Genomic DNA, 13,245 nt, shown 5'->3' with positions numbered 1-13,245 from the left:
GATCCTTCCTTCCTGGGCTCGGCTACCACCGGCCGTCAAGACCGGGGTCGGGATCAACTCGCCGCCGCCGTACCGCTGCCGACGACGACCAGGATGTCTCCGGCTTCGACCTGCTGCCCCGGCGCCACCATGACTTCCTGCACCGTCCCCGTCTCCGGAGCGGTTACCTCGTGCTCCATCTTCATCGCTTCGAGGACAACCAGAACCGCGCCCTTCTCAACCACCGCCCCGGGCTCGACGCGCACCACGAGAATGCGGCCGGGCATGGGAGCGCGGCACCCGCCGTGGACCTCCTCGCGTTCGGCCACCGGGAACCTTGCCAGCTCGTGCAGTGTACTCGAACCCAGTGCGCTCGACACATAGTGCGTAAGCTCGCGGCTGACCACCCGATAGCGGCGGTGCAGCCCGTCGACCTCCATGGCAATGCCGTCGTCGTCCGTCGAGTGGACGATGACCTGGTGCTCCGTTCCGTCCACCCGCGCTTCCACGGCTCCGTGCGCACGGAGGCGATACTCCACGGCAGCGACGTCGGGGCCCGCGGTGAAGCGAACCTCCTGCATCTGACTCGGGTTGTTGCGCCAGCCCGAAGGGATCGTCGCCAGCACCGGCGCCCGGGCCCGGCGGCGCGCCTGCAGCCACAGTGCGGCGGCAAGGGCGTGCGAGCGGTCCATGGCCAGGTCTTCCGCCGTACGCTCACCGCCGGTGCCGAGATGATCGCCGATGAAATGCGTGCTCAGATTGCCCGCGAGGAACTCGGGATGCTCGAGGGATCGAATCAGGAACGGAATATTGGTTTGCACGCCGTGTACGCGGGTGCGGCGCAGAGCCCAGACCAGACGGCGTGCGGCCTCGGTCCGGCTCGGAGCGCAAGCGATGACCTTGGCCAGCATCGGATCGTAGTGGATCGTCACCTGCGAGCCGGTGGCCACGCCGCTTTCGTAGCGCACACCGGCAATCGCCGCTTCTTCCCAGCAGGCAATGGTGCCCGTGGACGGCAGGAAGTCGTTGGCGGGGTCTTCGGCGTAGACGCGGCACTCGATCGCGTGTCCGGCAAAGGACAGATCCTCCTGCCGGAACGGCAGGGGCGCGCCTTCCGCGATCTCGATTTGCAGGCGCACGAGATCGAGTCCGGTAATCTCCTCCGTCACCGGGTGTTCGACCTGAAGCCGCGTGTTCATTTCGAGAAAGTAGAAGTTGCGGTCGCGGTCGAGGATGAATTCCACCGTGCCGGCGTTCCGATAACGAATGGCGCGGCCCGCCGCGACGGCCGCCGCTCCCATGCGGGCGCGCAGGGTCGAGTCGAGCGCGGGCGACGGCGCCTCCTCGATGATCTTCTGGTAACGTCGCTGGATCGAGCACTCGCGCTCGAAACAATGGACGATGTTGCCGTGCGCGTCGCCCAGCACCTGGATCTCGACGTGCCTCGGCGCCTCGAAGTAACGTTCCACCAGCAGCGTGTCGTCCCCGAACGCATGCGTCGCCTCGCGCCGCGCCGCGGCCAGGGCCGCTTCGAGCCGATCGCTCTCGTGGACGACGCGCATGCCCTTACCGCCGCCGCCCGCCGATGCCTTGACGAGTACCGGAAAGCCGATCGCCGACGCTGTGGCGGCGATGTCGGCATCGCTCAGGCCGGCGGCGCTAAATCCCGGAATCGTCGGCACGCCGGCGGCGACCATCAGTTCCTTCGAGGCGATCTTGCTCCCCATCTGACGGATCGCCTCGGGCGTTGGCCCGATGAAGATCAGGCCCGCGTCGAGGCACGCTTGCGCGAAGTTGGCGTTCTCCGCCAGGAAGCCGTAACCGGGGTGGATGGCATCGGCGCCCACCCGACGGGCGGCGTCGACGATCTTGTCGATGGCCAGAAACGACGAACCGGTCACCGGTGCGCCGATGTCGACCGCGGCGTCCGCCGTGCGGACGAAAGGCGAGTGCCGATCGGGGGCCGCGAAAACCGCCGCCGTCTCGATGCCCATGGCGCGGCACGTGCGCATGATGCGCAAGGCGATTTCGCCCCGATTGGCGACCAGCACGCGGCGAATGCGACGCATCGGATTCACATGCGGAAGACGCCGAAGGCGTCGCTGCCGCGGACGACGTTGTTGAACGTGGCGCTCAACGCGATCGCCAGCACGGTGCGCGTCTCGCGCGGGTCGATGACGCCGTCGTCCCAGAGCCGCGCCGTAGCGTAGAAAGCGTTCGACTCGGAATCGATTTGCTGGATGACCATCTGGCGGACCGCGCGGTCTTCCTCCTCGTTATAAGTCGCGCCGGTACGTTCGGCGGCCTGGCGTCGTACGATCGACAGCACGCCGGCGAGTTGTTCGGGACCCATCACGGCGATGCGGTGGTTGGGCCACGTGAACAGAAAACGCGGATCGTAGGCGCGCCCGCACATGCCGTAGTTCCCGGCCCCGTACGAGCTTCCGATCATCATCGTCAGCATCGGTACCGCGGAATTGGAGACCGCGTTGATCAGCTTCGCGCCGTCCTTGATGATGCCCCCCTGCTCGTACTGGGTTCCCACCATGAACCCGGTGATGTTCTGCAGGAACAGCAGCGGTACGTCGATGCGGTTGCAGAGCTGGATGAACTGGGCACCCTTTTCCGACGAGTCGGAGAACAGGATGCCGTTGTTCGCCAGGACTCCGATCGGATACCCGTGCAGGTATCCCCAGCCGGTGACCAGCGTGGTTCCATAGGTGGGTTTGAATTCCTCGAACCGGGACCCGTCAAGCAGGCGGGCGACGATCTCCCTCACCTCGAAGGGCTTGCGAACGTCGACCGAGGCGATGCCGAGTAACTCGTCGGGATCGTAGTGCGGCTCCTCGGGGCTGACCGTCTTTGCATGGCCGAGCTTGCGCCAATTGAGGTGCGCGACAATTTCCCGACCCAGGCGGATGGCGTCCAACTCGTCTTCGGCGAGGTAATCCGAGACGCCGGATACGCGGCTGTGCATCTCCGCGCCGCCGAGCGACTCCTCGTCGGTGTCCTCGTTGGTGGCCATCTTGACCAGCGGCGGACCGGCGAGAAACACCTTGGCGCCGCCCTTGACCATGACCACGTAGTCGGACATGCCGGGGACGTAGGCGCCGCCGGCGGTCGAACTGCCGAATACCAGGCAAATGGTCGGGATGCGTTCCGCCGAACGCCGGGTCAGCTCCTTGAACATGGCGCCGCCGGGCACGAATATCTTCGCCTGGTGCGGCAGATCGGCGCCGGCCGATTCGGTCAGGTTGATCAGCGGCAGGCGGTTGTGAGCCGCGATTTGCATGGCGCGAAAGGTCTTGTCGAGGGTAATCGGATTGGTGGCCCCACCCTTCACGGTCGGATCGTTCGCGTTGATGACGCATTCGACCCCGCTGACCACACCGATTCCCGTAACGACGCCCGCGCCGAGGGAGTACTCCGTGCCCCACGCCGCCAGCGGCGACAGCTCGAGAAACGGCGCGTCACGATCGAGCAGCAACTCGATACGTTCGCGTGGCAGAAGCTTGCCGCGGGCGCGGTGGCGCGCGACATACTTGTCGCCCCCACCGGCGCGGGCCAGGGCGAGCTGCGCCTCAAGGAAGCGGATCTGCTCCGCCATCGCCGCGTAGTTGGCCCGGTAGCTTTCGGAACGCGTGTCGACGCGGGTAGGCAGGACGTGCATGGCGCCGGTGGTTTCGTGGAAGGGCAGGGCAGCGCGCTAGATCTGCAGCATCTTGGCGACGACCTGTTTCATGACTTCGTCGGCGCCGCCGCCGATCATGGCGAGACGGGCGTCCACGAAAGCCCGGGCGACGGCGTTGTCCCGGATGTACCCGGCGCCGCCCCAGAGCTGAACGCAGGTGTTGGCGACGTCGAACTGCACATTGGTGCAGAAGATCTTCGCCATCGAGATGTCCAGAGTCGCGTCCTCGCCGCGCACCATCTGGCGGATGCAGCGGTACGCCAACTCCTGCGCGGCCGTGATCTGAATCAGCATGTCGACGAACTTGTGTTGGTTGACCTGCATCTTCGACAGCGGCTTGCCGAACGCCACCCTGTCCTGGCAGTACTTCAGCGTGAGGTTCCATAGCTGCCGGGCCGCGACGTGCGCCGTCACCACCGGTACCATACGCTCGTCCTGGAACTGCATCATTTGCTGCTGAAAGCCCCGCTGTGCGTCGCCGATGGTGTTGGAAACCGGCACGCGCACGTCGTCGAAGAACAGCAGGCCGGTATCCGAACCGCGATTGCCGATCTTGTCGAGCAGTTGAAAAGAGAAACCCGGCGTGTCGGTCGGGACGATGATCTGCGAGTAGCCGCCGTAGCCGGCTTCCGGATCCGTCACCGCCAGCAGGCACAGCCAGTCGGCCGTTGCCGCATTGGTAATGTACATCTTCGAGCCGTTGATGACCCAGTGGTCGCCGTCGCGGACCGCCCGCGTCTTGATGCGGGCGACGTCCGAGCCCGCGCCCGGCTCGGTGACCGCGATGGCGGCAACGTGCTCGCCGCGGATGGCCGGTATCAGGTACTTGCGCTTCAGCTCCTCGCTGCCGAAGCGCGCCAGGGCCGGCGTCGCCATGTCGGTCTGCACGCTGATGCCCATGCACACACCGGCGTTGTCGCCCAGTGCGAGCTCCTCCAGGAAAATCGCCTGGTACGAGTAGTCGAGCCCGAGGCCGCCGTAATTCGGATCGTAGCGGATGCCCAGGAAGCCGAGTTCGCCCATCTTGCGATAGAGCGACTTGTCGATGCGACCCATGTCGTCGAACTCCCGCGCCCGGGGAACAAGCTCCGTCTGCACGAACTTGCGCACCGTCTCGCGAAAGGCATTGTGTTCCGAGGTGCCGTAAACGTCTTCGCCGGGTGTGTACATGGGAAACCTCCGAGGACTGAGCAGCGTCCCTATGTACAACAAGGCGAGGTTACGTCAAACCCATCCCCCCGCGGGTTCGCCATGTCTCGAAGTCGCTGACGGAGCCTCGATACGCCAGAAGAAGGCGGCTACTCGGCCCAAACGGAATCCAGGTTCCGTAATGCCTGAAAACCGTTCGCCCCGAGTAACGGCCCGCGCCTTGCGGGCCGTGTATCGCGGGGCGCACCGCCCTTGGTGAACGATTTCGAGTGGCTCTGCCGGGTTCGCACGAGACGCGCGCCCGTGACCGGCCTCTCGGACTAACCGGCGTGGCGGCTAACCTGCGGCGCGCCGGTCGCTTCGACTCTCCCCGTCAACGCGGTCCCCGTGGGGCACGAAGACCATCATTCCCACGACTAAGATTACTACCTGGACCGCCACCACCGCCAAGGCCTCGAATCCCATCATCTCCACCTTACCTCCTCCCTCGATCGGCCAACCCAACCCTTCAGTCCATCACCCGGCGAACCCCCGTCTACTCGATGACGCCATCGGCTCACGCCCGGCGATCGCAGTTATCGCCAGCGGCCGGAGCCGACACGACTGGCGCCGGGACCAGGTCAACGGCCGCCCGGATCGGCGGCGTGATCTGCATGGTCATGGCCCAGCCGTGCCTGCACATCATCTCCTCGGCGCTTACCACTGCAAAGATGACGCCATATCACCCGCCCACCGATGGCAGATGTCTTCCCGCCGGAGAAACCGCTCGGTACCGGCGGACGGCTTCCGGGTCCAGCCGTAAAATACCGCCGCTGCGTCAGTTTTTTGCGGCTGCCGGCGGGGCGGGGGGAATCGCAGGTGTCCGCAACCCGAGGCTTTTCATCTTCTTCTGGAGGGCTACGCGACTGATTCCAAGGACCCTGGCGGCCCGGGAGACGTTGCCGCTGTGCATCTGGCGATCGCGGCTCAGATGTTCCTTTTCGAAGGCCCGTCGGGCCTGCCGCAGCGGCCCGACCGGCCGGACCGAACCACCGAGCAGCCTTCGGCGTCGAGCAGCTCCTTGGTCTGATCGACGACTCGTGCCAGCAACTGCTTCAGGTCCATCAGCGAGTGCAGCGACCGGCTGACGTCGTACAGAAGCTGCATCTGCTCAGGTGCGACGTCGGTCATGACGGCGGCAGCAAGGGGCGTCTACTCGCTTGCGGTCGGGGCACCGCAGCCGGCCAGCGCAACCGCATAGATCGCAAGGTCGCTCTGCGTAAACAGCACGAAGCGGGTCAGAGAGATCGACGGGCACGAGGGCAGCGTGTCGACCACGGTGCACACGGCGATCGCCGCCGCGGCGTCGATCGGGAATCGGTAGGCTCCCGTGCCGATGGACGGAAACGCCACACTGCCCAGGCCGTGCGCCGCGGCGACTTCCAGGCTGCGGCGGTAGGCGCTCGCCAACAACTCCGCCTCCCGCTGACGACCGTTGCGGTACACGGGGCCGACGGCGTGGATCACGTGCCGCGCCGCAAGCTGCCCCCCGGTGGTGATCTTCGCGTCGCCGGTCTCGCACCCGCCCAGACGCCGGCACTCCGCCAGGATGGCCGGCCCGCCAGCGCGATGGATGGCACCGTCGACGCCGCCCCCGCCGAGCAACGACCGGTTCGCCGCATTGACGATCGCGTCGGTGTCCTGGCGCGTGATGTCGCCGCACACCAGATCGATGTATGCAGCGCCAACCGCCAGCCTGTACGTCGGAGCCGTCACGGTGGAACGGTTTGTACACCATCGCGGCACGGCGGTACACGCGGGGGGCGGCCTGTCCTTAACGCCCGGGCTCGCCAGCCGGCGCCGCGACGGCGCGCGGCGCTCCGATGCCGATGCCGCGCCCCGATCGGAACCGTCCACGGCATTTTCGAGCACTCGCGATGCGCAGGCCGAAGCGACACTCGCGCGCGTCGACTCCGGAGCCCGCAGAACCGCACCGAGTGGACACATTTTCTGTCCAGTGCTAGACGGAGGCATGAAGCAAATCGGCGCCGCGAAGTTCAAACAAGAGTGTCTGGCGATTCTCGACCGGCTGACGCCGGAGGGGATCGTGATCACCAAGCACGGACGGGCCATCGCCAGGCTGGTTCCGGCGGACACCGACTCGGCGGCGCTGATCGGCAGTCTCCGGGGGAAGCTCGCGATCAAGGGAGACATCCTCTCGACCGGGACTCGCTGGGATGCTCAATCTTGACACGCACATCCTGCTGCACGCCCTCGTAGGCGAGTTGACGCCGAAGGAAGCGAAGCTCCTCAAGGGCGACTCCTGGAGCATTTCTGCCATCGTGCTGTGGGAAGTCGCCAAGCTTGCGCAGCTCGGTCGCGTCGAGGTCGACCTGGACGATGTCGAGCTGAGCCGCGTACTGTCGCGCGTTCACACCTGGCCCATCACGCTCGACATCTGCCGCGCCGTGCGCGAACTCGATTTCCGCAGCGATCCGGCGGATGAGCTGATCGCTGCCACCAGCCTTGTGCACCGCGTCCCGCTGGTGACGCGAGACCGGGCGATTCGGAAATCGCGGCGGGTTCCGCTGGCACGGTAGGAGACCCTCGGCTCCGCCCCCGAGGCCTCGAAGTCGCCGACGGAGCCTTGATACGCCTCCCTGGGAACGCGGGCGTCCCGCCCGCTCCCTGGCAGGCGCTCGAATTCACTTCATGCTGTCTTACGATCTCCGAGTTTGCGCGCACGGCGCGAAGAAATCGGATGGGGAGGGCGAGGCTCCGGCCGAGGCGCGACGGTCTGACGACGGCTCGGCCGCAGCCTCGCCCTCCCCAAAGGCATGGCTGAACAGGCCGTGGGTTGCGGGCGCCAGCCCGCGCTATGCTCGTCGAAGCATGAGCGTCAACTTTTTCAACAGGCTGCTAGACCGCACGGTAGTATGCGAGGCGCCCGAAAAGCATCGCGCGGTGGCCGACCTCGGCGGCTTGCGCGAAGCCCGCCTCTCGCATCAGCACGGCGAGGCGGCCGCCGAAGTTGTCGTGCAGGTGGTCGGCGTGATGGAGCCAGCGAGCGAGGAGGCCATCGGCACGCTCCTGCCCGCCGCCGAAATCGAGGACGTGCAGCTCGCCGCCGGTTACGAGCGCGCGCCGGGCCTCGGCGAGCGTCTTTCGCTTCTCGTCCGACGTGAGGTGATGGAGCACGAGCGACGAGACGACCCGCTCGAAGGAGGCGTCGGGATACGGTAGCTCGTCGCCGAACCCGCGGTCGAAGCGCACCGAAAACCCTTCGCGTGCGGCCCTACGCTCGGCGCGGGCGAGCGCCTTCGCGTCCGGGTCAAGGCCCGTGACCTTCGCGCCCGGGCGCGCCCTCGCGATCGCGAGCGAGAGGCTTCCGGTCCCGCATCCGATGTCGAGAACGCGGTCGCCGGGAGCGATCGCGGCCTGCTCGACCAGCGCGAGCCGCGCCCGCTCGATTCCGACCAGCCGCAGCAGCGGATCGTACAGCGGAAGCAGCCAGTCGAGCCCCGCCGCGGGGATGAAACGCCTCGATCGCTCTGCCATCGTTCGGACCCTCCCTGGACTCGTTGCCGGCGCGGACACCTTAGTAGTGATGGGCACAATTACGGCGACGTATTCCGTACGACGCTTTCCGTTCGCCCCGAGTAGCCCCGTTTTCTCAGGGGCGTATCGAGGGGCAGCCTGGCGGGCGGCTTTGCGGCCCCGCCCCTCGATACGCCGCCGGAAAGATGGTGCTACTCGGGGCGAACGGAATACGCTGCCGAATTAATGAACCGGAGTACTTAGTCACTGGCTCCGATCGTACGGCCGTCGGCCGGATGTCCGGTGCTCTCGTTACTCCCCGCGCCGCTTGCGCGCGCGGTCTCGTTCAAGCACGATCGGCCGCCGCGATTTGAGCGAGCGTCCGCGTCGACAAGCTCTCCACGAACCGCCGCGTGGCATCCGCCCGTCCGTGGATCTTGGCCTGGGTTTGCACCGCCGTCGCGATTCGCGCGGCGAACCGCTGGTCCCAACGGTGCAACTCGGCCTCGAAGTCCATGGGGCGGTTTGCGAATGCCCGTGCCAGCGCTGCGGGGCTCGAAAGCGCCTCGTAGGCGTCCCGAACCCGGCGGAAGCCGGCCGGGTCGGTATGCGGCGGATGCCGCTGCAAGGCCGCGAAGTAGGCGCGCTTGACCTGCGCGAGGTCGAGAGTCGGCACCAGGTCCAGGGCCGCAAACGGATCGCCCGGGCCGGTTTCCTGCTTCATCGACGGCTCCCTCTTCGTTCCTCGTCCCCGGCTTCGAAGAGGTCGAGCTGGGCCTTGCGACCGCGAGTCGAACGCGACCGCGCTTTACTGCGCGGCCCGGCCCCGGTTTTCCGGCGCTTCCCGGGCTTACCGGCGACGACCACCCGCGCCACCGGCAACGCTGCGTCGACAACGGGCCCATAAGGTCCTCGCGACCCTGCCGCATTCAGAAGCGCCTTAGCGATCCTCGCCAAAAACGGCCGGGGCGCACCGGTCCGCATCGCCTTGAGGAACGCCCCGGCCAGCGCCGCCGGATCGCGCTCGTATCGCTCCAGAAGTCGTCTTTCGATCGCCGCCGCGGCGAGAACACAGGCGTCGCCATCCGCCGCGCGGATCTCGTCGAGCATCGCCTCCGCATCGGCTCGCCGTTCCAGGTAGCGGTCGAGAGCTGTCTCCTGGGTGGCCCGATCCGGCCCGACTTCCAGTGCGTACTCCAGGTGCCGAATGTCGTAGGGCAGGATACGCTCGCCGAAGCGCTTCCAGAACGCCAGCGCCTTCCCGGATAACGGCCCTTCCGTCCGCTCCCCGAGCAGGTCGAGGAGCGGGCCTCCGGCGCTTTCGAACATGGCCCGCACCTCGTCCAACGAGAGCGCGATTCCTGTCTTCTCGCGCAGGATCCGCGCCTCCTCGGCGAGCCGCTCTTTGCCGAGCGTCTTTGGCCGCAGGCGCTCGATCAGGCATCCGGCCGCTTGCGCCAGGTGGGGCCGGAGGGCCGGACCCCCCGCCTCCCACGTGCACTCCAGCACCTGCTCCACGATCGGCGGCGGCAGGGCGTGCACAGCGATAAAAAGGCACCGCGGCCAATCTTCCGGCGCCATCTGCAGCAATCCTCCGCCGAGGTCCGCCCCGTCCGCGAGCAGCGTCGATACGGCATTTCCCAACCATCCCGGAACCTTCGGCTCGTCGCCCGCTCCCTCCCATACGCGCATGGCGTGCCAGAACAGGTGAGGGTCCGGATGCCTTTCGAGTAACCGCTGCCCCAGAGCGAGCATCTCGCGCGCGAGGCGCTCCTCGTCCGGGGTCACAACGTTCTCTCGGTGCAGGTCCACTTTCGGCAGGTCGCAGAATGCCGTTACCGCCAGGCTGGCAAGATCGGAATAACCCAGCGCCGCTTTAGCCATCCGGCAGGCGGTCAGCGCCCCACCGACCGTACCGTTGCCGCCGCGCAGGGAAACCCGCACCGCCAATGCCATCGCTTCGCGCAGCTCTTCAGGGCGATTCAGATCCTCGCACGCGGCGGCAATGAACCGCGCCGCCTGTTCCCAGCCTGCATCGGCGGCCCGCGCCCGCACCAGCAGCGTACGAACCGACAATTGCGCAGCCAGCAGCCGTATCGGACGGGCGAGAGCCGGTGTCCTCGCCGCCCAACTGCCGGTCATGGTCGTGAAACGGTTCCAGCCGAGGCTAGCCCACGCCGCCAGCACTCTCTCCTCGACCTCGTCGGGCGTGACGGGAGCCTCGGGCTCGCCTGCGGGCGCTACCGGCACCTGCCCACGGTCGTACCCCAGGCGCGGGTCCGCGGCCTCAGCCACCGTAAGTGCCGGAGGAACCCATCGATCGAGGCCCTCGGGAGCCGGAGTGCCGGCGGCGGCGACATATCCCCGGAGGGCATCGACAAGGGCCGCCGGCAACCGACCGGCGAGGCCGTCGACGAGCGCTGTCGCCCGAGCCCATGCGCCGGTGCGCGCGCTGCCCCAGAAAAATGCCCAGCGCAGTTCGCCACTCTCGTCGTCGAGCCACCCCCCGCAGCGCTCGATTCGAGCCGCCCAGAATCCGAGCCGGTCCCAGCGGTGCGCCCGGAAGTCGGCCGCTACCGCCGCCGTCACGAGATCTCCCACCGCTCGCGAGTGCGCAGACCGCTCGTCCGGAGGCAGATCGAGCAGCGCTGCCAGCGCCGGTTCTGCCTCCCCCCGCCGCAAGGCGCGCGTCAGTGCCTCGCCGGCACGCTTGCGCCGTTTTTCCTCATGCCGACCCATCAGACGCCATCGCCCTCCTCATCGATACCGTCGGCCTCGGCCTCGTCTTCGAGGAACAGCAAGAGATCGATCAACGCGTCCTCGGCAGCCTGACGCCTCTCGCCCTGTGCCACGCGCCATGCTGCCAGCGCCGCTTCGAGCGCCGGCTTGTCCTCGCCCGCAATGCGATCGAGCAGGGCGCCCACCCGGCGTTCGAGCGCGTCGACCGAGCTGACGGGAACGCCGGTGTCGGCAACGGACAAAGCCACAGTCTTGGCGTTGTCCGTACCGGACTGGGCAATGCTCACGCGCACGACTCCATTGAGATCGTATGCGAACTCTACCCGCACCGGGCAGCCCGCGGGCGCCGGCTGCAGCGGGAAGCGGAACGACCCGATGTGGTTGTTCTGCGAGGCCCGGGGCGCCTCGCCCTGGTAAACGTCGACCGTCACCCCGGGCTGATCGTCGAAAAGGGTGTAGAACTCCTCGGCGCGCACTGCGGGAAGCACGGTGTTGCGGTGCAGGATGGGGGCGTACGTGTCGGGCTTCTCCCTGAAATCGTCGGCTTCGCTCAGAACGCACATGCCGAGCGAATGCGCCGTGACATCGACGAGTATCCGCTCGAGGGCGATTCCGCGCAGCAACCCGGCCTGGACCGACGCGCCAAGCGCTACGGCGAGGTCGGGATCGACCTCCTCGTGTACGGGCGCATCGGGAAAGGCCTCGCGGAGCAACCGGCGCACCATGGGAAGACGTGTGGAACCGCCCACCAGCAGAATCCGCGCGAGCTGCTGTCCGCCCGTGAGCCGCGCCTCGGCAAGCGCCTGCCGGCACAGATCGATCGTGGACCCCAACAGCGGCGCGATGGCTTCTTCGAGCTGACGGCGCGTGACCTGCAGGCGCAGGTGGACCGGCTTGCCCTTGTCGTCGGCAAGCAGGAACTCCTCGGCAACGTCGACCTCCGTTTCGGCCGACAGGCGGATCTTCGTGGCCTCGGCCACGCGCGCAAGCCGTACGCGAGCATGCGCGTCGCCGAGTGGATCTACGTGCGCCTCGGCTTTGAGACGATCGGCAAAAAAACGGACCAGTGCCGTGTCGAAGTCGTCACCGCCCAGGTGAGTGTTGCCGGCCGTGGCGCGGACCTCGCGCACCCCCTCGAAGACCTCCAGCACCGACACATCGAAGGTGCCGCCGCCGAGATCGTAGACCATGACGATCTCCGGCTGGGCCGTGGTCTGCCGAACCTGATCGTAGACCAGCGATGCGCCGGTCGGCTCGTTCAAGAGGCGCAGGACGTTCAAACCCGCCAGCTCGCCCGCCTTGAGGGTCGCACGCCGCTGGGCGTCATCGAAGTAGGCGGGCACGGTAATGACAACATCGCGAACGGTTTCCCCGGTGGCCGCCTCGGCGCCGCGCTTCAGTGCCGCGAGGATCTCGGCGGAAGCTTCCTCGGGACCGACCTCGCGTCCGGCCACCGTCCAGCGGTGTCCGGTCCCCATCTTGCGCTTGACAGAGCGCAGGGTGTGTTCGGGCCATTGCAGCTCGAGATTGCGAGCCTCGCGCCCGACCGTCACGCCGCCGTCGCGGTACAGCACCACCGAAGGCAGCAGCGGATAGCCGTCCACGGACAACGCTACCGGGCGGCCGTCGACGATGCGCGAGATGGAGGAATTGGTCGTTCCGAGATCTATACCGAAGGCACTCATGTTGTGGCTTCCTCCCTCTCGCGTTCCAGAACGATCTCGCCCTCGCGAACCAGCCGCTCGCCGTCGAGGATTGCCGCACGTATCACGCGCGGCCTCGCGCCGCCGTCCTCGCGGCCCACGACGCGAAAGCGCAGCGGATCCACCGGACCGTCCACTTGCGCCACTCGTTGCAGGCCGGCTTCGAAAAGAAACCGCTCCAGTCGCTCGCGAATGCCGGCGAGCCCCGCCGCGTGACCGGGCGAAGCACTCAGCCGTGCGGCTTCGTCGAGGAGGTCGGCAGCGTCGAAGAGCAGCTCGAAGGGCGGGCGAGACGCCGGCACGCCATTGCTGCGAAACGTACTTAGCTGGGCCCGCAGATCGGCGAAGCCGCCCTCGAGCTTCGACTCCACCTGGTCCAAACGTAGCCCCAGCCGGGCAACCGCGCGGGCCGACCGCTGCGCGGCCTCGAGCGTCGTGGCTATCTCCTGCCGCACCTCCGGGATGCTC

The 13,245-nt window shown here is 67.3% G+C and carries 12 protein-coding genes; 2 read left to right on the top strand and 10 right to left on the bottom strand.

Going from position 1 to position 13,245, the window contains the following annotated elements:
* Nucleotides 1-53: 53 nt before the first annotated feature.
* The 5 genes from L6Q96_07335 to L6Q96_07315 form a co-directional block, all read right to left on the bottom strand.
* Nucleotides 54-2,048, bottom strand: coding sequence for an ATP-grasp domain-containing protein (locus L6Q96_07335; GenBank protein MCK6554384.1), 1,995 nt, complete (start codon nt 2,046-2,048; stop codon nt 54-56).
* Between the two features lie 5 nt (nt 2,049-2,053).
* Nucleotides 2,054-3,649 carry an acyl-CoA carboxylase subunit beta gene (locus L6Q96_07330; GenBank protein ID MCK6554383.1) on the bottom strand — a complete coding sequence of 532 codons (1,596 nt, stop codon included), beginning with the start codon at nt 3,647-3,649 and terminating at the stop codon, nt 2,054-2,056.
* Between the two features lie 36 nt (nt 3,650-3,685).
* A complete protein-coding gene (locus L6Q96_07325; protein ID MCK6554382.1) occupies nt 3,686-4,840 on the bottom strand; it encodes an acyl-CoA dehydrogenase family protein in 1,155 nt (384 codons plus the stop codon).
* A gap of 945 nt (nt 4,841-5,785) precedes the next feature.
* Nucleotides 5,786-5,989, bottom strand: a complete 204-nt coding sequence (locus L6Q96_07320) for a hypothetical protein (protein ID MCK6554381.1) — start codon at nt 5,987-5,989, stop codon at nt 5,786-5,788.
* A gap of 21 nt (nt 5,990-6,010) precedes the next feature.
* Nucleotides 6,011-6,574 (bottom strand): O-acetyl-ADP-ribose deacetylase, encoded by a 564-nt coding sequence (locus tag L6Q96_07315; protein ID MCK6554380.1) that lies wholly within the window; start codon nt 6,572-6,574, stop codon nt 6,011-6,013.
* 256 nt (nt 6,575-6,830) lie between these two features.
* Between L6Q96_07315 and L6Q96_07310 the strand changes: the two genes are divergently transcribed.
* Together L6Q96_07310 and L6Q96_07305 are read left to right on the top strand one after the other, a co-directional pair.
* Nucleotides 6,831-7,049 carry a type II toxin-antitoxin system prevent-host-death family antitoxin gene (locus tag L6Q96_07310; GenBank protein ID MCK6554379.1) on the top strand — a complete coding sequence of 73 codons (219 nt, stop codon included), beginning with the start codon at nt 6,831-6,833 and terminating at the stop codon, nt 7,047-7,049.
* A complete protein-coding gene (locus L6Q96_07305) occupies nt 7,036-7,398 on the top strand; it encodes a PIN domain-containing protein (GenBank protein ID MCK6554378.1) in 363 nt (120 codons plus the stop codon). The genes L6Q96_07310 and L6Q96_07305 overlap by 14 nt, the downstream gene beginning before the upstream one ends.
* A 319-nt stretch (nt 7,399-7,717) precedes the next feature.
* Here the strand turns inward: L6Q96_07305 and L6Q96_07300 are convergent, their stop codons facing one another.
* The 5 genes from L6Q96_07300 to L6Q96_07280 form a co-directional block, all read right to left on the bottom strand.
* Entirely contained in the window at nt 7,718-8,356 is a 639-nt protein-coding gene (locus L6Q96_07300; protein MCK6554377.1) for a class I SAM-dependent methyltransferase, read from the bottom strand.
* A 325-nt stretch (nt 8,357-8,681) separates the two neighbouring features.
* The gene (locus tag L6Q96_07295; protein ID MCK6554376.1) at nt 8,682-9,059 is read right to left on the bottom strand and encodes a hypothetical protein; all 378 of its coding nucleotides are present in this window, start codon (nt 9,057-9,059) and stop codon (nt 8,682-8,684) included.
* The gene (locus L6Q96_07290; protein MCK6554375.1) at nt 9,056-11,074 is read right to left on the bottom strand and encodes a DUF6109 family natural product biosynthesis protein; all 2,019 of its coding nucleotides are present in this window, start codon (nt 11,072-11,074) and stop codon (nt 9,056-9,058) included. Before L6Q96_07290 ends, L6Q96_07295 begins: the two co-directional genes overlap by 4 nt.
* On the bottom strand, nt 11,074-12,759 hold the full coding sequence (locus L6Q96_07285) for an Hsp70 family protein (protein MCK6554374.1): 1,686 nt from the start codon (nt 12,757-12,759) through the stop codon (nt 11,074-11,076). The genes L6Q96_07290 and L6Q96_07285 overlap by 1 nt, the downstream gene beginning before the upstream one ends.
* Entirely contained in the window at nt 12,756-13,232 is a 477-nt protein-coding gene (locus L6Q96_07280) for a hypothetical protein (protein ID MCK6554373.1), read from the bottom strand. Before L6Q96_07280 ends, L6Q96_07285 begins: the two co-directional genes overlap by 4 nt.
* Nucleotides 13,233-13,245: the final 13 nt, after the last annotated feature.

Source organism: Candidatus Binatia bacterium, from assembly GCA_023150935.1.
In the GTDB taxonomy this organism is placed as follows: Bacteria; Desulfobacterota; Binatia; order HRBIN30; family HRBIN30; genus JAKLJW01.
This window is presented reverse-complemented; position numbering and strand designations above follow the sequence as displayed.